This window comes from Calothrix sp. PCC 7507, assembly GCF_000316575.1.
Classification (GTDB): domain Bacteria; phylum Cyanobacteriota; class Cyanobacteriia; order Cyanobacteriales; family Nostocaceae; genus Fortiea.
In genome coordinates this window covers 2,705,837-2,727,464 of the sequence record NC_019682.1, presented here as the reverse complement: position 1 = coordinate 2,727,464, position 21,628 = coordinate 2,705,837, and the positions used below count along the sequence as shown (strand labels likewise).

16 protein-coding genes are annotated in these 21,628 nt (G+C 41.2%); 11 read left to right on the top strand and 5 right to left on the bottom strand.

Features of this window, described 5'->3' with window-relative positions; genetic code table 11:
• Nucleotides 1–12 precede the first annotated feature (12 nt).
• Nucleotides 13–1,341, bottom strand: coding sequence for a sensor histidine kinase (locus tag CAL7507_RS11695; RefSeq protein ID WP_015128685.1), 1,329 nt, complete (start codon nt 1,339–1,341; stop codon nt 13–15).
• A 1,119-nt stretch (nt 1,342–2,460) separates the two neighbouring features.
• On the opposite strand from CAL7507_RS11695, the gene CAL7507_RS11690 reads away from it, so the two are divergent.
• The 6 genes from CAL7507_RS11690 to CAL7507_RS11665 all read left to right on the top strand — a co-directional run bounded on the left by CAL7507_RS11690 (nt 2,461) and on the right by CAL7507_RS11665 (nt 9,127).
• On the top strand, nt 2,461–3,516 hold the full coding sequence (locus tag CAL7507_RS11690; protein WP_015128684.1) for a permease: 1,056 nt from the start codon (nt 2,461–2,463) through the stop codon (nt 3,514–3,516).
• Between the two features lie 93 nt (nt 3,517–3,609).
• Nucleotides 3,610–4,383, top strand: a complete 774-nt coding sequence (locus tag CAL7507_RS11685; RefSeq protein WP_015128683.1) for a TIGR03943 family protein — start codon at nt 3,610–3,612, stop codon at nt 4,381–4,383.
• Nucleotides 4,384–4,436: 53 nt separating this feature from the next.
• Nucleotides 4,437–5,936, top strand: a complete 1,500-nt coding sequence (locus tag CAL7507_RS11680) for a hypothetical protein (RefSeq protein WP_015128682.1) — start codon at nt 4,437–4,439, stop codon at nt 5,934–5,936.
• Between the two features lie 700 nt (nt 5,937–6,636).
• The gene (locus tag CAL7507_RS11675; protein WP_015128681.1) at nt 6,637–8,235 is read left to right on the top strand and encodes a hypothetical protein; all 1,599 of its coding nucleotides are present in this window, start codon (nt 6,637–6,639) and stop codon (nt 8,233–8,235) included.
• A 209-nt stretch (nt 8,236–8,444) separates the two neighbouring features.
• Nucleotides 8,445–8,777, top strand: a complete 333-nt coding sequence (locus CAL7507_RS11670) for a DUF433 domain-containing protein (protein ID WP_015128680.1) — start codon at nt 8,445–8,447, stop codon at nt 8,775–8,777.
• Nucleotides 8,774–9,127, top strand: coding sequence for a DUF5615 family PIN-like protein (locus tag CAL7507_RS11665; RefSeq protein WP_015128679.1), 354 nt, complete (start codon nt 8,774–8,776; stop codon nt 9,125–9,127). Before CAL7507_RS11670 ends, CAL7507_RS11665 begins: the two co-directional genes overlap by 4 nt.
• Nucleotides 9,128–10,009: 882 nt before the next feature.
• Here CAL7507_RS11665 and CAL7507_RS11660 read toward each other — a convergent pair.
• Nucleotides 10,010–12,097 (bottom strand): NAD(P)/FAD-dependent oxidoreductase, encoded by a 2,088-nt coding sequence (locus tag CAL7507_RS11660; protein ID WP_015128678.1) that lies wholly within the window; start codon nt 12,095–12,097, stop codon nt 10,010–10,012.
• Between the two features lie 160 nt (nt 12,098–12,257).
• Between CAL7507_RS11660 and CAL7507_RS11655 the strand changes: the two genes are divergently transcribed.
• From CAL7507_RS11655 to CAL7507_RS11640, 4 genes are all read left to right on the top strand, one after another.
• The gene (locus CAL7507_RS11655; protein ID WP_015128677.1) at nt 12,258–12,491 is read left to right on the top strand and encodes a hypothetical protein; all 234 of its coding nucleotides are present in this window, start codon (nt 12,258–12,260) and stop codon (nt 12,489–12,491) included.
• Nucleotides 12,492–12,944: 453 nt separating this feature from the next.
• A complete protein-coding gene (locus tag CAL7507_RS11650; protein WP_015128676.1) occupies nt 12,945–13,223 on the top strand; it encodes a hypothetical protein in 279 nt (92 codons plus the stop codon).
• Between the two features lie 285 nt (nt 13,224–13,508).
• A complete protein-coding gene (locus tag CAL7507_RS11645; RefSeq protein WP_015128675.1) occupies nt 13,509–16,067 on the top strand; it encodes a GTPase in 2,559 nt (852 codons plus the stop codon).
• 90 nt (nt 16,068–16,157) lie between these two features.
• Nucleotides 16,158–17,921 carry a GTPase gene (locus CAL7507_RS11640; RefSeq protein ID WP_015128674.1) on the top strand — a complete coding sequence of 588 codons (1,764 nt, stop codon included), beginning with the start codon at nt 16,158–16,160 and terminating at the stop codon, nt 17,919–17,921.
• Between the two features lie 43 nt (nt 17,922–17,964).
• On the opposite strand, the gene CAL7507_RS11635 is transcribed toward CAL7507_RS11640, so the two are convergent.
• The 3 genes from CAL7507_RS11635 to cimA all read right to left on the bottom strand — a co-directional run bounded on the left by CAL7507_RS11635 (nt 17,965) and on the right by cimA (nt 20,605).
• Entirely contained in the window at nt 17,965–18,378 is a 414-nt protein-coding gene (locus CAL7507_RS11635; protein ID WP_015128673.1) for a HEPN domain-containing protein, read from the bottom strand.
• A complete protein-coding gene (locus CAL7507_RS11630; RefSeq protein WP_015128672.1) occupies nt 18,323–18,697 on the bottom strand; it encodes a nucleotidyltransferase domain-containing protein in 375 nt (124 codons plus the stop codon). The genes CAL7507_RS11635 and CAL7507_RS11630 overlap by 56 nt, the downstream gene beginning before the upstream one ends.
• A 231-nt stretch (nt 18,698–18,928) precedes the next feature.
• The gene (gene cimA, locus CAL7507_RS11625; protein ID WP_015128671.1) at nt 18,929–20,605 is read right to left on the bottom strand and encodes a citramalate synthase; all 1,677 of its coding nucleotides are present in this window, start codon (nt 20,603–20,605) and stop codon (nt 18,929–18,931) included.
• A gap of 593 nt (nt 20,606–21,198) precedes the next feature.
• On the opposite strand from cimA, the gene CAL7507_RS11615 reads away from it, so the two are divergent.
• Nucleotides 21,199–21,564 carry a hypothetical protein gene (locus CAL7507_RS11615; protein ID WP_015128670.1) on the top strand — a complete coding sequence of 122 codons (366 nt, stop codon included), beginning with the start codon at nt 21,199–21,201 and terminating at the stop codon, nt 21,562–21,564.
• Nucleotides 21,565–21,628 lie beyond the last annotated feature (64 nt).

Genomic DNA, 21,628 nt, shown 5'->3' with positions numbered 1-21,628 from the left:
CCCCATAACCTTCTATTGAGTATTAGCCAACGGTAACCAAATCTCGAATTCCGTACCAATACCAGGTTGGGATGTCACTTGCAACTGTCCACCGTGCCTTTGTGTTACGATTTCGTAACTAATTGCTAATCCTAACCCTGTGCCTTTGCCGACTGGTTTAGTAGTAAAGAAGTCTTCAAAAATCTGCTTTTGAATTTCTGGCGGTATCCCAACACCATTATCAGCGATGATGACCACTACCCATTGCTGAGTTTCTTCTCGGACAACTTTTGTACTAATCTCAATGCAAGGTTGCCAATTTTTTATCGTTTTTATCTTATCGTATAGGGCATCCATAGCATTATTGAGCAAGTTCATAAATACTTGACTCATTTGCCCTGAATAACAATTTATAAGTGGCAAATCCCCATAATTTTTAACTATTTCAATATCCTGATGCATCTGGTGTTTCAGAATCAGGAGTGTACTATCAATACATGCATGTATATCAGCTGGCTGACGTTTATTTTCAGTTTTAGCAGAAAAGCTACATAGACTTGTGATTATTTGTCTTAATCTCTCTGAGCTTATATTGATGCTGTTTAAAATCTGTGGTAAATCGCTGGCAATAAAATCTAGGTCTATTTTATCTTTGATTTCTTGAATTATTGGTGAGGAATTAGAATATTCTGTTTCGTAAGCTGAAATCAACTCTATCAATTCTTGAAAGTATTTTAGTAAGAATGGTATATTACCCGCAATACAATTCACAGGATTTCTAATTTCATGGGTAATTCCAGCCACCATCCGCCCTAAACTTGCAAGTTTTTCCGTTTGAAATAATTGTTGTATGTTCTGTTCGCGTAATACTTTAGTTGTCAGTTCACAAATGCGAGATTGAGCAACCAGCAATTGACGCGCATCTACAATCCCATATTTTTGTATCCCCAATCTGACAACAATTGGTTCATATATCAATTCAGGCTGACGTTCTAATGATTTTTGAGCTGCGCCTAGAATTAACATTTCGCCTGGTAAAATTAAAAAATCTGACCGTAAGAATTGATCGAGAACTTTCAAGGAGCAATCGCTAAACTTTTCTAGTATCTGAGGCCAGATTACATACTCCAAAAAGCGCTGCCGGGAAATCATGCCTACTAATTCACTCCCTTCTACCAACAGCACTCCCGGTAGCAATGGATTAGCTTGAAATTTTTCTGCTAACTCAAAACTAAATTCAGAAATGTCAAACTTCAACTCCCATAGTGGCAATTCTTGTAGAGTAGACTCTAAGGTAAAATTATAAGTTGTAACATCCAGAAAAGGTTTAGCTGCTAAGTCTAAATAGGGTATCCTTACCATAACTCCCTCAGGTAAGCATTGATTATCTATCGCTAGTGGAATTGACTATAACATAGACAACAAATATATGAAATAATCAATTTATTAAGTGATGGGTACAAAAAAACTAATATATTGATGGGACTTTAAATTTCCCATAAGGTATATATCTGACTAATATAAAACTTTGTAGTTGAAACTACTAAAAAGCTCCACTTTTAAAACCACTTTCACACAAAGTAGTGCTGTAGGGCTTTTTTCTTCGATGCAATACAGTCTTTACCTCACCCTGTGCTTGCTGACACCTTACCGAACCGGAGGGGAGCATCCCACTTTTTTGCATGTCATTGCGAGCGAAACAGAGTGAAGTGAAGCAATCACAAAATCTCCACTTCAGTGCAAATCCATGCGATTGCTTGTCTGCGACACGCTCTTGCGTTCGTCGTTCCTCCTCTCTACGAGACGCTGTTCGCGTTCGCAATGACAGTTATCCTCTCATTGCGAAATAAAAACTGGGATGTACCCAACCGAAGGGTTGGAGGTGAGATTGAGAAATGTATTTTATGTCTACGAAAACCGCTATCAACTGTGAGGTCTTTAATTTTCCTCAAATACTTAATAGGCTTTTACCCGATCAGTTGAGCTAGGTGATTTCTAGAAATAATTTTACCAATTGGACTGTATTGTTTAAAAACTGTGAATCATTTATGAAAATGCGTGGAAAGTGACACACTAGCTAGCCAAACTACAGTAAGTATAAACATAGATAGTTCACTATTGTAAAGTTAGGTGGTCAGGCTTGAGTGTTGGAACCATTTCAGAAGGCAAACAATCTTAGAAATAAGCTGATGCACGTTGAAATTATATAAACACCCTTTATGGTTACTGAGCATCTCGACTTACCTCGGCTACTTCGACTGCGCTCAGTACAAGTCCGCTCGGCACACATCGCTGCTATGGTCGTTAATGGTGATCACTCATCAGTCAAATGCATTGTAGCGTTTAAGCGAGACTACAAAATCACATATTAAATCTTGACTAAAATGAGTTGTAATTGTCCTCATCTGCTTTTGATCCCCATTCCGATAGAATGACTAGGCATAACCTCAAAACTCCAAACTGCTTTTGACTGCGACGCCCATGAATCAACTGAACAATGGTTTTACACTATTTTTGAGTCTGCTAGTCGAGGCGATACCTTTTTTGCTGCTAGGTGTTTTATTCTCTAGTGTGCTGCTCTTTTTTATAGATGAGCGCAAATTGGTGGAAAAAATGCCCAAAAATCCGCTGCTGGGTGCTTTATTCGGCAGTGCGATTGGCTTTTTATTCCCCGTATGTGAGTGTGGTAATGTGCCAGTGGCGCGGCGGTTGTTAATGCAGGGAGTCCCTACGCCAGTGGCAATTGGTTTTTTGCTAGCAGCACCGACAATTAACCCGATTGTAATTTGGGCAACTTGGACGGCGTTTCGAGATCAGCCAGAAATAGTCGTCTTACGGGTTGTATTTTCCCTATTGATAGCAACAATTGTGGGTTTTGTTTTCAGTTTTCAAAAAGACTTAAGTCCGATTGTACAACCGGCGATCGCTCGTTATCTCAAGTTTAATCCCCCCGTACAGCCTGAAGCCAAAGGGCGCGGGAGACGTTCCCCCGTCATGCAAGAGGCCACAACACCCAGTTTATTGAAATCTGGGACTTATTTACTAGGAGGAAAACCAGGCTTACCCACGCGGATAGATAGTAATCTCGCGCCGGTGAACACCTCATTAGCCAACTCCAGTAAACCTCTCAAAGATAAACTGCGTCTTTTGGTAGATAACATCATCCAAGAATTGCGGGAATTAGGGGCAGTGATGGTGATTGGTAGTGCGATCGCCGCTACGATTCAAGTGTTAGCACCCCGTGAACTGATCCTGAGTCTGGGTGCTGGCCCAATTAGCTCTATTGTTGCCATGCTGATACTCGCAACAGTGGTATCTATTTGTTCAACAGTAGATTCATTTTTTGCTTTGTCTTTTGCCTCCACCTTTACCAGCGGTTCTTTATTAGCCTTTCTGGTATTTGGCCCCATGATTGACATTAAAGGTGTCGGTTTGATGTTATCGATTTTTAAACCTAAAGCTTTATTTTATCTGTTCGCTTTAGCTGGACTACTAACATTTTTGTTCACTGTATTTTTGAATTTGCACGTCATTTAAAAGATGAGTCCAAAGTCAAGAGTTCAAAGTCAAGAATCCAAAGTTAGGATTTAGACCCTCGACCCTTGACTCTTATTCTTTATCCCTTAAAATATGACTTCAATCCCAAATCCCAAACCTAAAAATAGAAATTTGTTCTTGCCTTGGCTGGATGTTTTAGCAGTTACGGCTTGGGGAATTTTAATTCTGAAATACTGGTTGACAAATAAGCTCAACTTGTTGATTCACCCTGATTACTTTTGGTTAGCAAATACGGGGGCTATCGGCTTGCTAGTTGTCGCTTTTTTCAAAGCCAAGCAACTTTGGCAGCACCGGCGGCGAGACGATGAACCTAGCGCTCTACATATAAATTTCTTTCCCCCTGGTTGGGGTAGTACCTTACTACTGACAGCGGCGATTCTCGGTTTTATCATTACGCCACAAGTCTTTGCCAGTGATAAAGCACTCCAGCGGGGTATGACTGACTTGCTGGGAACTGCACGCATCAAGCCTCAAGCATTCCGGGCTAGCATTCGCCCAGAAGAGCGATCGCTCGTAGACTGGGTACGCACCGTCAATGTCTATCCAGAACCAGATTCATACGCAGGGCAAAAAGTCAAGGTGCAGGGTTTTGTGATCCACCCACCAGAACTAGCTAAAGAATATTTGTTTTTAGGGCGATTTGTTCTTACCTGTTGTGCTGCAGACGCTTATCCTGTGGGCTTACCAGTCAAACTCCAAGGCGATCGCTCTCAATATGCTCCTGATACGTGGCTAGAAATTGAGGGACAAATGGTGACAGAAAATTTGTCAGGCAAACGCCAACTCACTATCGCCGCTACTTCCTTACAAAAGATTCCCCAACCCAAAGATCCTTACGTTTATTAGGGAATAGGCAATAGGCAATAGGCAATAGGCAAATGACAAATGACAAATGACAAATGACTAAATCTAAAGTATTTATTCAACCACTAGATCGCGTGGCGATCGCACTCATTCTCTTGTTGAGCTTGTTGATTGGATTAGTGATCTGGCAAGGTGATGCAGTCAAGCCTAGTGTCCGGAAATTCACCTGGCAAGACCAACAAATTGGGGCGGAAGATGTTTCTTTCACCCTGACTTTTAGCCGCCCGATGGATATCAAAAGTGTAGAAGATAACTTAAAAACAGATCCGCCTCTCGCCGGTAAAATCAGTTGGGCTGGGCGGCGGATGGTTTATACACTTTTAACACCAGCACCCTACGGCACAAATTATAAAGTGCTGTTGCAAGGAGCAAAAGATCAGTTCGCTGCCAAAGAAAAGACCAATAGAACCTTACAGCCTTTTACAGGCAACTTTCGGACACGCGATCGCGTCATTCTTTATATCGGAGCCGATCCAGAAAACCTGGGACAGTTAGTTCTCTACAACTTAACTCAAGAACAAAAAAAGGTACTGACTCCCAAAGACCTGACTGTGATGGACTTCGAGCCATTTCCCAATGGGGAGAAAATTTTATTTTCTGCACGTACAACCAAAAGTCAAGACTTACTATCAGCGCAGTTGTATACAGTAACCACCGGCGTGTCTGATCAATCTGATCACCAAGCAGATGCATCAGGCAAAGTGGATTTAGTTTTAGATAATAAAGAATATCAAAATCTCAAATTTGACTTATCGCCGGATGGACAAGCGATCGTTGTCCAACGGGGAAACAAATCAAATCCCGGTGACTTTGGGCTGTGGTTTATGCCCACAACCACCGAAAAACCCGGAGAAAAGCCCATCCCTAAACGCCTCAAAAGCCAACCGGGGGGAGATTTTATGATCACACCCGACAGTAAAGCCGTAGCTGTTGCCCAAGGTGAAGGAGCAGCAATATTATCTTTAGAAGGGGATGCCAGTAAACCTTTAGATTTTCTGCCGCAGTTTGGCTTAGTCCAAGCTTTCTCTAAGGACGGCTCACAAGCGGCAATGGTTAAGTTTAATACAGATTTCACGCGAGATTTGTTTTTAGTGACAAACCAAGGTGTCAAGAAACCCTTACTCAAAACAACAGGTTCAATTCTCAGTTGCCAGTTTGATACTGCTTCACCCACGCTTTATTGCTTGCTGACACAGCTAGTTTCCAAGGAGCAATATATAGAACAGCCCTATTTAGTGGCGATTGATTTGAAAACCGGGCAACAAAAACCATTATTAGTGTTACCTGTTGCACAACGGAATGTACAAATGAGTCTATCGCCTGATGGTCTAGGCTTATTATTTGACCAAGTGACACCACAAACAAATCCCGCCCCATCTCCATCAACAAACACTTTGAAAACAGATGATGGTGAAGCGATCGCTACCAGTAGTCTGTGGTTAATGCCCCTATTACCCATTACTGACACCACAACTACCGAAATCAAACCAGAAAAACTTCCCTTAGTCGGATTTGCACCCCACTGGCTACCGTGAGAGACTGGGGAATGGGGAATAGGCAATAAAGAATGGGTATTGGGCAGATAATTAATGACACCTTTGACTCTTGACTCTTGCTCCCTGCCCCCTACTTCCGCAAAAGGCTGGCTGTTTGGTAAATTATATACAGCACTAAGTTTTCTTTAGTGTACGAATTCAATGTAGCGATTTAAATAATTCGGCAATAATCAACCAAACTATATTACGAAACGTAAATACACCTGAAACACTTACAAATGACAAAGCGCAAAGTCGAGCCAGTCGTGTGGGCGGGTCTTCCACGCCAGTCTGCACAACGGGGTCAACCCCCGCAAGCGGCTGGCTCGACTTGAACTAACTGGCGTTGAGCGCCGGAAGCCAGCGCTCAGAACTTTGTAAGAATGACGATTCCCGTTAGTTAGCTTTATTTACGTCGCCCTACTTACAGTTACCCGACATCATCAGGTTGGCGGGAGACAGTATTGTAATGTTATAACGTCATCAGTTCTAGATGCAAAATGGGGAACACTGATCAATAACTAACTACTCATGCTGGGGGAGAGTTACACTTGGCTTTTAGAGTAACACTGCCCACAGATAAAGCCAGGGAATTCTCAGGTTTTCCCAAGCTACTTGCGTCAACCCTGGTCAGAAACAGTTGATAAGCAATGCTAATGCCAGCACTGCTAAAAATTTTTAAGCAGGTGGGTCAAAAGTGATGAATGACGCTGATGCCTCAAGCAATGAGGCTTTTATGGAATCTCGAAATTCTGCTAACTTGCCATCACGGGAACAGGCAAGTTGTCCCTTTTATGCAGTTGTGCCTCATGAAAATTTGGCAATTCCGAAATTGCCCCTCCTCCAGCCAGCAAAGGAAGAGCCGCAGGAGACTGAAGTTGCAGAACTATCAGTGAAGTCCACCAAACAAGACTGGGTTGCAGAGCCTGACAGCGATAAACAAGCAATTATTGATGCTGAATTTCAGAAATTACTCACATTAAATGAAGAATTACGTTCTGCAAACAATGGCTTGTATGAACAGGTAGAGCAGTTAAAAGATGACTTAATCGAGTCAGAAAAGGCCGTGCAGTGGCAGAAGAGACGCTCCAGCGCGACTGAGTCGATGCTTAACCAACAAACGCAGGAACTTGCTGCTGCTCAAGAACAGATTCAGTCCCTATTCCAACAATTAGAAACCACTTTACAAACTGTTCAACGCCAGGAAAGTTTCATCGAAACTTATAAAGCACAGTTACAAATTAGCCAGCAACGTCTTGCTCAGTTAGAGCGGGAATGTTCGCTCCTACAAACTAACTATAGTGAACAATCTCAACAGCTATCACAATCAGACACTTCGTGTCGAGAGTTAAAGACTCGGTTGATGCGACAACAACGCCAGACTTTGCAATTTAAAGCAGCTCTGGAAAAGTGTTTGGAAACACCACTTCCTAATGCTGATTTTGCGGAAGATACAGAAAATTATCCTCAGACTAGACAAACAAGATTCTCGAGAAAAGCTCGGTCTTTGTTTCCCAACGCGCAGCCAATTAAACCTTGGTCAGCAGAACCAGAATCATCTACTGATGATTTAGAAAATTCCTGGGGTCAAGCCTCACCCCCATCTCCGTTCCAAAAAAGTGACCCGGTTCCTACTCCATCATCTCCGTGGAACTGGCCAAATCGGAAAACCATGCCGCAGTCACCAGTACAGCCAGATAATTCACTAGAAGTCGATGAATCCCTGACTACAAACCAAGCTGTTTCACCTTTGGAGTCATTAAACATCATTGATGATAATTCTCTAGGGTCAGCAAATATTGATCAGCAACTGGATAGTCTCATCCAAATGTTTTTCGCCTCCCAGTCTGCATCTACTTCATCACCAACAGTTGCAAAACAAAATGTAGATAGCAATAATCAGGTTGACGATGCAGCTGTGTGGGAAACTCTAGCAACAACTATTGCTGATGATGAAGAACCAGAAACTGCACAAAAAAGTCAGTTTGTGGGAGATATCAATTCCCCTGGAACCACTTCTACTGTATGGGAAGAAAACTCTGCCTCATTCTCTGCTTTACCCCTAACTGAAGCAACTTTGGTCGAAGGAGATGAAGACTATTGGTCAGAAATTTCCCAATTAAATCAGGTCGAATTTCCCACAACGGGTTTACCTCCAGAGTCATTCCCTGAAGATAATACTGATTCTAATTCGCCATCACCAGTAGTTTATCCCCAACGTCCACCCAAAGGACGTAAGTCGTTAGCATCTGTGGAACTGCCAAATTTTCGCCAAAATAGTCAGCAGTCAGGGGTCTAATGAGTCATGGCTTTTTGATTGTTTTGGCCAAGAGGCGATCGCCATCTCAAAAACTGCTTGCAGGCGATCACTACAAAGAGAAAGACACACATTAAATTAAACCCGGCCAATTTTATCCATTTTGGTTCCTCTATGGTGCTTTTGAAGCATGAAGCAGCAGAATTGAAGAATAGCTTATTATTTTTATGAAGTAAGCAGTAGTTAGCCCTATGACGTTAACACCGACCCCAACAAAGCAGTATGTTGAACAAGGTCACAAAGGGTATTGGATTGCAGGAACACGCATTTCTCTCGATTCAGTGGTTTATTCCTTCCTGAATGGAGAGTCACCTGAAAGCATAGCCCAAAACTTTCCGCTACTGTCGCTGGAGCAAGTCTATGGTGCAATCACTTTCTATCTTGCTAATCGAGAGATGATTGATATTTATTTAGAAGCAGGTGAAGCAGAATTTCAACAGTTGCAACATTCTTTTAGAGAAAAGAGTCCACTTTTATACCAGAAGTTGAAAGCCGCTCAACTGCAAAAGCAAGGCAGGGTATGACAACAGTTCGATTCCAAGCCGATGCCGACCTCAAACAGGCGATCGTAGCTGGTGTCATTCGTAGAAAGCCTAACATAGATTTTCAATCAGCCAATGAAGCAGGGCTTGAAGGTATAAAAGATTCAGAAGTTTTGGCAATTGCGGCACAAGATGGTAGGGTACTTGTCACCCATGATCGTAAAACCATGCCGACTGAGTTTGGCCAGTTCATCATGTCTCAAAAGAGTTCTGGCGTGCTGATTCTTTCTCAAAGTCTTCCCATCAGTGAGGCAATTGATACTCTTATCCTGGTTTGGGAGGTATCTACGGCTGAAGAATGGATTGATCAGATTATGTCTTTGCCCTTTTGAAAAAACTCTCCATATCAGAAAATGTTTGTAGGCGATCGCTACAAAGAGAATGTATCAAAAAGCTAAAGGACTACGAACAGCTTTACCACCACTTAAGTACGTAGAACAAATATCTTAAAATTGTAAAAGCTGCTGTCAAAAGTTCGTTATAAAACAAGTAGCTAGCACTTTATCAATTTCCTCAGTAGCGACGGTCTAAAAATCCTGTCGGGGAGGACTGAATAAAAATACTAGTAGTGTTACAAATGCTACTTATAGCTGCTTAATAGGAACATTAGACCGCCTCATTCCCCGATTAAGACATGGTTGAAAGCGTATTTACTGAGAGCAATACTTAAGTAATCGAAAGTCTTTAGTGGAGCCTCATTGAGAGGTTATCGGCTAGGATGCTATTGTGGGTGAAATGACTGTTCTGCTTATTTGTAAATTCTCAGGAAGGACGAAAGATTGTGCAAGATGCCTTATCAGGGAAGAGAAAGTAAGTAGATTAAGAGCGCCAGTTATGGAATAGTTGCAATGCACGGCGGTCTAACAATCGTCTCACTGCAGACAGAGTGGAGGTTATCGGTAGGGACAAAAACAATTTTCGCCGCCGCTGAACGTAAACATTGTATGGCTTGATCCCTCAGTTGTGAAGGTTCCGCAAAGTTAACGTGAGTTCGATGAACCTTAAAGGCTGAAACCATTGGACAGCATTATTGTCTGAGAATTAACAGAACCTAAAAATTTTTGAGATTATTGAGAATAAAATCAGTAACTCTTGAATCTGTCAATTATTGACCTTATTCTCAACTAATGATTGAGAGTTGCTATCAGCCTTAGTTTCAACAATCTTTGATTGACAAGGCTTTTAGCCTCTAAAATCCGTCGAACTCACGTTAACTAATTGACAATTCTGGCTTCCGACTTTTGCATCATCGCTTCTGGGTTGACTTTGGCTGACTGATTTTTCGATCGCGGTTTGCCAGTGCTAAGAGCGTAGCTAATTACCAATAATCGCAACCACAGTGCTGGATAGTGCGGTTCTAGCTTGGGACCTATCCAGCGCAGGAAGCGCGGGAACCATCCACCAAGGATTGCACTAACTAGGGCATAAAGACTGAAGTTAAAATAATTACCCAGCCATCTGAATAAATCCTTAGCTCCTGCCAGTTGCCAAATCCACAAGATTAAGGCGGGATTTTTGCGAGCCGCTTTTAGTGCTAGGCGGTTAAAGGTTAACCAATCGCATCTATCTTTAATGAAATTATCTGCCACCTCTGGGGGTTCATCTGCCAACAACCCAAAGAAGGTATTCAACATGGCGTTAATCCGCTGGGGTGGGATAAATTTCCCTGTTGGCACCATCATACCTTTGGAAAATAGCCAAGTGACTGAGACGTTACTTTGGTAGGCACGAATTTGATTTAAGTGTCGGAAACTCAGTAGGTTATGTTTGAGGGCAGTATCCAAAAGTTTTGTTAGGCGCTCTAAGTTACGCACTAGAGAGCCAAAACCAGTAAAGACGAGGGGAGACTGGAGTGATGCTGCATCACCGATCGCAATTAATCTATCAAAGGCAATTGTGCGATCGCTACTTCCCACACTAAAATGTCCTGGAATATACCCGAATGTCGGCTTTTTCCACACTAGTTGGTCTAGATCGCAGCGGCGATACTCTGGCAAAATCGCGAAAAAGTCTTCGTACATCTCCAGCAAGGAACCAGGATTTTCAGCATTGACTTCGTGGTAATGAAATAAATAAATCGTCAGTTCTTCTCCCGCACCGGGGAATAATTCCCAGATTAGTTGTCTACCCCGGGAAATATCACCATGACTATAAAGTACGTCCCCATATTGAGAATCCCATACTCCTGCTGGAAATCCGCTCTCAATAGCTGCTCCCACTGTGGGACAGACACTATCAAATGCCCTACCACCATTTAATTGCCAAGCAATTGGGGAGGCTGTTCCCATTGCATCTATGAGTAGTCGCCCACTGATTTGTTTCTCAACTTGAGTGGGTAAATGCTTGACTTTAACAACAATTTGTGTTTTATCTATATCAGCCCGCATAAACTCCGTCTCGTCCCAGATTTCACCACCTGCGGCACGGAGCTTTTGCCCGCAAAGTTGCAGCCATTTCTCCGAGTCTAAGGCGATATTTAGCACTGTGGGGGTGTGTAAAATAGGCGATCGCAATTTTGGGGGATTATTGCCATCAAAAAACTTATTAAATCCGTCTTTGTACTCCCGCGCAATCACGGTTTCTAGTTCTGCGGGTGTCACCAAACCCAGATTGACTAAACTTTGCAACTCATCGCGGGAAATATTCCATTCCCGGTTCATCCGTCCAAAGGGCAAACGTTCCACCAATAGCACTTTATATCCCAACTTCGCCATCACAGCTGCATGAATTGCACCTAATGCGCCGCCGATATAAATCAGGTCGTATTGGGGATTGAGATTTTCTTTTCCCCAGTCCCTTTTACCAGAAAATACCACCTGACGCGGCTGCTGGGGACTACGTACTCCTTCCCGCCATCGTTGCTCCCACCAATAAGCACGTTGCAAGTCATATTCGCCGTTGGGCATTTTCTGAAAATACTTGACGGTGAGAGGGTAATAAGGTTCTAGGGCGGCAAATATTGATTGCTGAGATAAATCAATTGCTGGCGGTTCTGGGTAGTGATGGGGAAAGCGGCTTCTGATTTGAGTAGTCAGGCGTTGTAGGATTTGCTGCTCTTGGGGAAAAGATTGTTCTGTCCAACGAAACACCTTTAAATAGGTGGTTCGCTGCACTGACCAAACAAAAACAGCAAGTTCCGAAATAGCTGCATCGGATGTTGTAGTCTCAGCAGATATTCGCAAGCGAAAGCCTTCTGGGGTAAGCAATTTTTCTCCATTTTCTGGATCAAAATCTGTATGTAGCCAACTGCATACAGCTGCTGTATCTGGAGTTGGAACTTCTAAATAAAGTATTTCTTTCATTTTTGCTGACAATTCCGCTCAATATACTCACTAAGACAGATTTGAAGAAGGCATAAAGTACGCTACACTCCGCCCTATCAGTTGCATAAAGATTAAGTGAAGAAATTTTAATAATTTGTCTAATCTTTTGTTCATTACTGCATTTCTTTAAACCCACGCCATGAATTATCCCATCCCAGACAGCCCCCAAGACATTTTAGCGTTGCAACAAAAGCCAGTTGACGAAGAATTGGTAGCAGCGGCGATCGCCGGAGTCGTAAAAATTGTCCGCGCTCAAGGCCAATCTTTAGAAGAATTAACGAACCAGGTGCTTGCTGACGACCCTATGCTGAATAAGCAACAACGACGCTGGCTTAGTCAATTAGTGGCTCAAGCCTGGGAAAGTTTCTCTTAAGAGTAGTGCTAGTGTTGATTTTTGCCCTACGCTTCATGATGTGGGTAGTTTGTCGCTTCTTTTAGTGTGGGAGTAATGATGGCTGGGATTGGCAATGAGTCTACTGTTGGTTAATTTGCGGTTGCACAATTACTACTTTAACCATATCAGGATTTGGTGCTAGTCAGATAAAAGAAAGCATAGAGGCTGGAATATCCATCTATGGATCAGCGATCGCATCCACAAATTAAGTTAGAGCAAAAGACTTCTATGCATTTACAGAACTTATGCAACTAGCACATATACCTGGTTCAAGAGTCAAGGGTTCACACTGAGCGCGATGCCCTGAGCCAGCCGAAGGGTAGTCGAAGTGTCAAGGTTTTTTGGACTTTTGACTCCTGTGACATAAGATATATATGCCAGTTGCTTAGGTTCTGAATTAGTTAATAATTTTTAGCTAAATAGCAATCAACAATGACAAACAACACATTCTTTGATAAAACTTTCCGTGATGACGATGGACAAATTGTTTTAGCTCAGATTCCCAACTTACCGCTTATTGTTTGGATAGTAACGAGTTTACTGAGTCTAATTATTACGAATGGTAAAATCAATACATTATTAGAAGTACTGGCAAATGGCTCCTTATTTACTTGGGCTTGGCTGGAATTATTTCAAGGCGTTAATTATTTTCGCAGAGCGTTAGGCCTATTCGTATTAATTGGGATGATTGTATTTAAACTCAATAATTAAGCAAAATCATTTATACATCTTTGACAATAACTTCCACAATCGCTTGTACTATAACTAATTGCAGATTGTAAGAATACATGGATATTGTATGTCATTGCTGAGGAGGCGATCGCTTCGCCGTTTCTCCTGGCAAAGAACACTTATACTACGAGCTTTTCAGGCATTAGCTTTATTTGCGCCGTGATGTACTCGTAAGTAGCTATTTTAAAAGTACCGTAATTTTTCTGAAGTTGGCGATCATGGTTATTGCTTACACTGAGTATAAGATTTACACTCAGGGTAAAAATGTCGCTGCTAACCTATCAGCAAATTAACTACCAATTTCTACTCCTCACTCATATGGTGTGTGCTGATGAGCAAATTCACAGTGAAGAAGCAAAAGCACTGAAAGAATTAGCACAGCAAGCCAAAATGGGAACACACACCATTGAGGAAATGGAAAAAATACTGAGTCAAGATGAAAATTTCATCTCTGTTGAAGAGGTAGCGCGTCAACTTCCGGCTGGCGAACAAAGTGAAGCAATGCGTCAGATAATAGCTATTGCCTATATTGACGGTTATTTTTCACCATTAGAACGGGAGATGGTGAACCAGGTAGCAGAAATCTGGAACTGGTCAGATGCAGAAATTGAAAAATTACTCAAACAAGCACAAAACTCTGGTGAAGTTAAACGTTCTATTAATAATCAAGACAATTCTGAATTATCTGCTAGTTCGCGTATTTTGCAAGGGTTAGATTCAGTTCTTTCCCGTGCTTTGGTAGATAATTTAGCGAAAGTTGCTCCTGGAAATATTGGGCGAAAAGTTGAGCAACTACGGCAAGAAATATTACTGGCTGGACCTGAATATGACGATGTAATTAAGCGATGTGCGGTTATTGCCAGTGAAGATTATAAATATGCTGAGAAATCACTTAAAAATGCTTATGATGCTCTTAAGAGTTTAGCAAAAAATATTGCAATAGCTACTGAAGCAATACATAACAAGACAGGTACTAAGGGACAAGCTAATACAGCTAAAGAAGTAGCAAAGCAGCTTGAAAGTACTAGAAATATGCTGACTGCTGAAACACTAAAAGAGCTTGAAGGAGTAAGGGAATCGCTGCGTGCAAAACAACGCGCTCTAAATCACTTTAGTATAGCCTTTATGGGTAAAACTAAGGCTGGTAAAAGCACTCTCCACGCAATTATTACAGGTGGTGGTTGGGAGGCGATTGGTGTAGGGAAGCAGCGCACCACACGTTTTAATCGCGTTTATGAGTGGAAAAATATTCGGATTATCGATACTCCTGGTATTGGTGCGCCTGGTGGTAAAAGTGATGAAGAAATTGCCGCAAGTGTTATTGAAGAATCTGATGTTATTTGCTATGTAGTCACAAATGACAGCATTCAAGAAACTGAATTTAAATTTTTAGAACTTTTAAAAGAAAAAGCCAAACCTCTGATTGTATTACTTAATATCAAGAATAACTTACGTGATAATCGCAGGTTAGAGCATTTTTTAAAAGACCCACATAAACTGTTTGTTATGGATACTAGCAGCGGTTTGGGTGGACACATTGAGCGCATCCGCCGTTATGCGAAACAGCATTATGCTAATGATTACTTTGAGATTATTCCTTTGATGCTCTTGGCTGCACAAATGTCACGAGAGCCAGAGCATAAAGAGCATAGAGATAAGCTGTTTAAAGCCAGCCGTATACAGGACTTTCTTAACTCAATTCGAGTGTCGTTAGTTGAGCATGGAGTGATTAGGCGATCGCAAACTTTACTTAGTTCTACAGTTGGTGCAATTGACAAACCAAATAAATGGGTGACTGAACAGTTACAAATTTATCAACAACTGACGGAAGTGCTAAAAAGTAAGCGTGAAAAAATCATAAAAGATATCCAAAAAGCAAAAAAAGATAATCGTGAAACTTTACTGCAAAAAATGGAAGCAATTTTTCAAGATGTGTTTAACAGTATTCCAGACTTTGCAGAAGAGCATTGGGAGGCTAACGAAATAGGGTTGAAATTAGGATGGGAGAGAAAACTAAAGAATATTAGATTTGAAGCAAGATTAAAGAATATTTTTGAGGAATATGGTAAACAGTTTAATCAAGATGTCCAGGAAATACTAGAAGAGGTTGGTCATGAAATACAATTAATGGCTAATTTGAATAATGGTTCTTTTAAATTTATTCAACAAGATTCTAATAATTTTAGAGATTTCCTAAAAATTGGCGGTGGAATTTTAGGACTAGTAGCAGTTATTTTACCTTTTTTTGGTTTGCCTTTTGCCATTCCTGTAGGTATTGCTGCTGCTATTGTTGGTGCAGCAAGCAATTGGATGAAATCAAAAGACCAAAAGCGTCGAGAAGCTGTACAAAAAATATCGAGTTCATTGTCAAGTCAGGTTCAGGAGTATAAATACACAACTCTTGAGAAAGCCAAAGAAGAATTTGGTAAGTATTCTGAAGCTGTGACACTTAATATCAATAACTACTTTGATGAATTGATTCAAGGTTTAGAGTTGATCAGTGAGCAACTTTCAACAGTTAAGAGTAAATTGGATAGCTCGGCTAATTATCTTAATCGTGCTTATGCTAAACGTATCATTGATTGGTGTATGGACAAATATGAACCCTTGAATGATGAAGTTATTTTCAAAACTATTGGTAAAGTACAGCGGGATTTTGGCATAAATATAATAATTACAACTAAATGTGATTTCAAAATACATAAATCCCAAGAAATTCTAAAAAAAGTATTGCAGGAAGATATTGTAATACAAAGCAACAAATCTTCATTTAGTGATACTAAAAATTCATTAATTGATGATCTGCCCGATCATCGTCTCTAGAATTAGTTATACAAATTTGTTGGCATAATTAAAGCTAACTAGTCATGTCCATCATTTATCATCGGTTATCGAGGAAAGAGGAAATTAGAAATGATTCAATCACAAAAGTTTAGTGCTGCTCTCGTAGCTGAGAAATTTAAAAATGCTTCTGTAAAGTTCGATAAAATATTAGCCCAAGTTAAGCATCCTGAAATTACGGCTATTCGGAAAAAATTTCGTGATGAAGTCAAAGAATATAGCGAAAATGGAATTATTTCTGTAGCTTTTGTTGGTCAATATAATGCAGGTAAATCCACAACTATTTCTGCACTTACAGGACGACGAGATATTAAAATAGATTCGGATATTGCAACTGATGTAATTGCTAGCTATGACTGGAACGGTATCAAGCTGATAGATACGCCAGGTCTATTTACAGACCGTGAAGACCATGATGAGATTACCTATGAGGCAATTAATAAAGCCGACTTGCTAGTATTTAGCCTCACTTATATGCTTTTTGATGCAATTACAGTAGAGAATTTCAAGAAGCTAGCTTATGAAAAAGGTTATCGCTGGAAAATGGTACTGCTGATCAATAAAATGTCTGATGAAGCAGGAGAAGAAGCCCAAAAAATTGCTAATTATCGCCAGAGTTTAGCTGAAGCACTTAAACCTGACAGTCTTGATGAATTTCCAGTTTGTTTTATCGATGCTAAAGATTATTGTGAAGGTGTAGATCAAAAAGAGGATTTTCTCATTGAAATCAGTAGATTTCAAACTTTTATTGATGCTTTAAACAATTTTGTCGAACGTCGCGGCGCACTTGCGCGATTTGATACGCCAGTAAGAATTGTTTTAGCCTCTGTTGATGAAGCTCAATTAAGCTTTACACGCAACTCTAACCAAGATACGACATTTTTGGAAGTATTGACACAGTTATCTAGAGCAGTGCGAAAAGAAAGAGAAAGTCTGCGAACTAAAATTTATAGTATAGCTTTAGAAATGTCATCTTTCATTGCTAAGGAAGGTATCACCCTTGCTGCTGCGGTAGGGACTGAACAAGATTTCAATGCTTTAAACAAACAGTCAGAGATCAATATACAACAACATTATGAAAAAGCAGAAACAAAATTGCAATATGTTGTGAATACAGCCGTTGAAGATATTCGAGAAAAAGTTGCAGAAGTATTAAATGGAAACTTAGTGCAAACTTTTATAACTTGCTTAAGTAGAGATTTAAATGTATCGGCTAAAAATGTAGATTCTGGTGGTAAAACTAACTTGATTTTAGGTCAAGTAAATTGGCTAAGAACTATTGGAGAAACAGCAGGAGTGCAATTGAAAGATTTGGCTACTAGAGGTTTTTTGAATTCAACTGGGGTTTTCAATAATACTGGACTTCTGCGCTCTTGGGATGTTATGGGAAGCGGTTTACATCAAACTATTTTGGCGGTGGGTAAATCTGTTGGCTTTAAATTTAAACCTTGGCAAGCTGTTGGTATAGCTAAAAATATAGGTAATGCAGCAATTTTTCTAGGACCAGCTTTATCCTTGCTTGCAGTAGCAACAGATGCATATTCAATGCATCAAGAAAAGCAGCGAGAACAAAAAATGGCAGATATTCGCCGCGATATTACCAGCCAGTTTCAATCAATAGCTAAAGATTTAGAAAATCAAATTCATTTACAATTATGGGAATTTGAACAACAAGTATACGGCGAGATTGACAAGCAAATTGCAGCCGCACGTCAACAAGAAGAAAGTGCGATCGCATCTTCTAATGCTGGAGTCAAACAACTCGCCGAAATTCGTCAAGATTTTGAGTTGATTCTCAGCTACATTACCAAAGCAACTGAGAATCTAATAATTTAACTGCCGAAAATTAGTTTGGCTCCGCTGAATCCCAGCTTGCTTATTAAGAATTTCCAGTAATTTCAGTAGGCATAGAATCGACTACACTTCTATAAACTTCTGTCGCCAATTTATATGCCTTTCTTAATTCTCCAGAAGTAGGATTAAAATCTTCTGTTGATTCCATAGGATATCGATATGTTTGATTATATTGACTAAGATATCCTGCTTCTTTTAAGACAGTTGCAAATTCAGGTTTAAATTGGCAAGCTAATCTCACTAAAGTATTGATATTATGAGTATCGCCTGGATCAGTGTCGTGAAAAACAAGAAATCCTTTGAGTGCTTTTTCTGCTGCTTGTTGACAATGATAAATGGCAATGTCAGGTAGTTCTTGAGCTAATTTTTGTGCAGCACTCAAATCACGTTGGGATTTTTTCAACCAAAACTGCACCAGGATGCATTTTGCTTTGTCCATAGAGCAATTTACCTTGTTGTACTATTTTTCTGGTAAGTGATGCGGGAACTGTTTTAAATGTTTCTATATCGGTTCTAGTTTTGATCATAATATCAACGTCAATCATCAAATCATCAAGAGCATTGATTGCTTTTACTCCCCACTCAATGCGATTAAAATCTGATATCCCATCTGGTAAAATAATACATAAATCTAGGTCACTATGCTGATGAGGTGTTCCCCAGGCATAGGAACCAAATAGGATAATTTCTTCGGGGTTTAATAATGTTACTAAGCGATGAGTAATTTCTGCAATTATTGAGTTAGTTATGAGTGTCATAGTAATACATTTTCGCGGGTTTGGTTTGTTGAGTTTCACTACGTACTTCTACGGGGAAGCAAGCTACCACCCAACCTACAATTATCTTTAGCTATTAGCCTGTAATTTATGGTGTTAAAGCAACACGTAACGAATCAGAAAAGATGGTGCGTTACGGCTATTTGTCATCCTCACAAACTCTCAAATTCTGACGCAGCCGTAACACACCCTACTGGACTGACTACGAAGGTTTTATTTTTTACTAATCAGCTTGTTTTCAGTTTGCAAGTGCAACAACAAACCATATTCTAAGCCTTCGACTACTGCTTGATAAGAAGCTTCCAAAATGTTAGTGGAAACGCCTATAGTTGTCCAGCGTTGTTGACCATTACCCGATTCTACCAACACACGAGTTTTGGCTGCAGTGCCTGTATGTCCGTTGAGAATCCGCACTTTGTAATCTGTCAATTCAAAAGCAGCAATGTGGGGGTAAAAGTTGACTAAAGCTTTGCGTAAGGCTGCATCTAAAGCGGCAACAGGGCCGTTACCTTCTGCAGCTTCTAAAATGTTCTTACCGTTGACAGTTACTTTAATTGTGGCTAGGGCGTTTGTAGCTTCTTTACCCTCAATCAAGTCACAGTGGACTTGAAAGCCTTTAATTTCAAAGAACTGCTGACGATCGCCTAAAGCATCATACATTAACAAAGCAAAACTCGCTTCAGCAGCCTCAAATTGATAGCCTTGACTTTCTAGCTCTTTCATGCTTTGCAGCAGTTGCCGTGCTTCTGATTTATGCTGCTCTAATTCAATGCCAAAAGTCCGGGCTTTGGCTAACACGTTGCTGAGTCCAGACTGTTCAGAAATGACAATGCGGCGACGGTTACCGACTTGTTCTGGCTGGATATGTTCGTAAGTGAGGGGATTACGTTCTACTGCTGAGACGTGGATACCACCTTTGTGTGCAAAAGCCGATCGCCCCACAAAAGGCGCATGTTCATCAGGAGCCAGGTTTACGACCTCACTGACAAAGCGACTAGTTTCGGCTAGTCGGGTTAGCTGGTCTTCTGGGATACAGCTATGACCTAGTTTCAGTTGTAAATTAGGAATTAATGAACAGAGGTTAGCATTGCCACAACGTTCACCGTATCCGTTAATTGTCCCCTGTACCATCGTCGCCCCTGCCATGACAGCAGCTAAGGCGTTAGCAACCGCCATATCCGAATCGTTATGAGTGTGAATGCCAATTTGGGGAACTGGGTACTGGGAATTAGGTACTGGGGATAGGGAAGAATTTTTCCCAGTACCCAGTTCCCAGTCCCTAGTCACCTCCACCACGTCTTGGACAATTTGTCCAATCTCATGGGGTAAAGTGCCGCCATTGGTATCACAGAGGACTAGCCATTCTGCACCAGATGCGATCGCTGCTTCTAATGTCAGCAAAGCATAACTAGGATTGTGCTTATAGCCATCAAACCAATGCTCTGCATCGTAGACAATCCGCCGCCCTTGGGAACGTAGATAGGCGATCGTATCGCTGATCATCTCCAAATTTTCATCTAGAGTCGTCTTGAGACCTGTTGTGACGTGTAAATCCCAAGACTTACCAAAAACTGTCACCCAACGCGTACCCGCAGCCAGAATCGCCTGTAACATCGGTTCATCTGCGGCATTGGCGTTGGGGCGACGAGTTGAGCAAAAAGCAACAATTTCTGCTTGTTTAAGCGGATCTTCTTGTAATTGCCAGAAAAATTGTACATCCTTCGGATTGGCACCAGGCCAACCACCTTCAATGAAAGGAATCCCTAGTTGGTCTAGTCTGTGGGCAATACGTAACTTATCTTCTATAGATACTGATAGCCCTTCGCGCTGTGTACCATCCCGTAGTGTGGTGTCATAAAGCCAAAGTTGAGGTGAGGGATTTGTGGTCATAAGACTGAGACCTTCGAGACAACTTTTAAGGCAACGTGCCAATATACAACAAAAAGCCAGTTTGGTAATCTAAAAAATGCCCAAAATACTAGCTCAAGGTAAAACAAGTAAAAGGATTGGGGACTGGGGATTGGAGACTGGGGACTGGGGAACTTGTACTGAGCTTGTTCTGAGCATAGCCAAAGGGCGAAGCCGAAGTATGGGGATTGGGGGAATTTGGTGGAGGATTCAGACACTACCAGGGTCTGAAGAATTTCTACTTATTAACCAGTACCCAGTCCCGGATCGGCGTTGATTCTCCAAGAATATTGTAAGTTGGCAGGGAAATTCTCGCCGCAGCCCATTGACCTCTACAATGGCGGTGCTAAGGTAGTAAACTGTCGCTTATTGGCAGCCATGATACCTGCACGGTTAAGGTAGAAAGTAAAGTATCAGCGGCGAGCGTACTTGTACTTCCCCATTTTCCTACAACAGACGTGCTTTTAGCCCGTCAAACTGAGGTTCTAGGCAATGTGAGAGTGACGAGGTTTCGTGGATTTTGGAAGGTTCTCAAATAAAGTGGACACCAGAAGCTTAATAAGGAGTAAAACAAGATGGGTAGATGGACACCGCTAATTCTCATGGCTGGTGGTTTGGCAATTTTGCTGGGTACATTACTAGGAATCAACTTTCCGATGGGTGGACAAAGTGCCAGCGTGCCTAACGGTGGTAAAACGTCAAAAGTCCTTCCAGCTAATATTAATGTTAATAGCACGGCTGCTGGCAGGAATAATCGTTCCGTCGATGACAACAAAAGCAGTGTGGCTCAAAACGACTCCTCGAATAATGAGGACTTAACACCAGATACGGACAATACTCCAGACTCTAATCCCAGAGAGAGCCAATCTTTAAATGCTCAAGCCACAGAAACACCCTCAAATGACACGGGTGACAACCAACCTATTCGAGCCTTGTGGTAGGAGTTGCTAGTGCAAGAAGGCAGTGGTTCGACTACGCTCACCAACCAGGCAGGAGGGAAGAAAG

What these genes read in the sequence shown, in the direction of transcription:
- CAL7507_RS11695 (WP_015128685.1), bottom strand. Translation starts at nt 1,341, where the DNA reads ATGGTAAGGATACCCTATTTAGACTTAGCAGCTAAACCTTTTCTGGAT.
- CAL7507_RS11690 (WP_015128684.1), top strand. Translation starts at nt 2,461, where the DNA reads ATGAATCAACTGAACAATGGTTTTACACTATTTTTGAGTCTGCTAGTC.
- CAL7507_RS11685 (WP_015128683.1), top strand. Translation starts at nt 3,610, where the DNA reads ATGACTTCAATCCCAAATCCCAAACCTAAAAATAGAAATTTGTTCTTG.
- CAL7507_RS11680 (WP_015128682.1), top strand. Translation starts at nt 4,437, where the DNA reads ATGACTAAATCTAAAGTATTTATTCAACCACTAGATCGCGTGGCGATC.
- CAL7507_RS11675 (WP_015128681.1), top strand. Translation starts at nt 6,637, where the DNA reads ATGAATGACGCTGATGCCTCAAGCAATGAGGCTTTTATGGAATCTCGA.
- CAL7507_RS11670 (WP_015128680.1), top strand. Translation starts at nt 8,445, where the DNA reads ATGACGTTAACACCGACCCCAACAAAGCAGTATGTTGAACAAGGTCAC.
- CAL7507_RS11665 (WP_015128679.1), top strand. Translation starts at nt 8,774, where the DNA reads ATGACAACAGTTCGATTCCAAGCCGATGCCGACCTCAAACAGGCGATC.
- CAL7507_RS11660 (WP_015128678.1), bottom strand. Translation starts at nt 12,097, where the DNA reads ATGAAAGAAATACTTTATTTAGAAGTTCCAACTCCAGATACAGCAGCT.
- CAL7507_RS11655 (WP_015128677.1), top strand. Translation starts at nt 12,258, where the DNA reads ATGAATTATCCCATCCCAGACAGCCCCCAAGACATTTTAGCGTTGCAA.
- CAL7507_RS11650 (WP_015128676.1), top strand. Translation starts at nt 12,945, where the DNA reads ATGACAAACAACACATTCTTTGATAAAACTTTCCGTGATGACGATGGA.
- CAL7507_RS11645 (WP_015128675.1), top strand. Translation starts at nt 13,509, where the DNA reads ATGTCGCTGCTAACCTATCAGCAAATTAACTACCAATTTCTACTCCTC.
- CAL7507_RS11640 (WP_015128674.1), top strand. Translation starts at nt 16,158, where the DNA reads ATGATTCAATCACAAAAGTTTAGTGCTGCTCTCGTAGCTGAGAAATTT.
- CAL7507_RS11635 (WP_015128673.1), bottom strand. Translation starts at nt 18,378, where the DNA reads ATGGACAAAGCAAAATGCATCCTGGTGCAGTTTTGGTTGAAAAAATCC.
- CAL7507_RS11630 (WP_015128672.1), bottom strand. Translation starts at nt 18,697, where the DNA reads ATGACACTCATAACTAACTCAATAATTGCAGAAATTACTCATCGCTTA.
- cimA (WP_015128671.1), bottom strand. Translation starts at nt 20,605, where the DNA reads ATGACCACAAATCCCTCACCTCAACTTTGGCTTTATGACACCACACTA.
- CAL7507_RS11615 (WP_015128670.1), top strand. Translation starts at nt 21,199, where the DNA reads ATGGGTAGATGGACACCGCTAATTCTCATGGCTGGTGGTTTGGCAATT.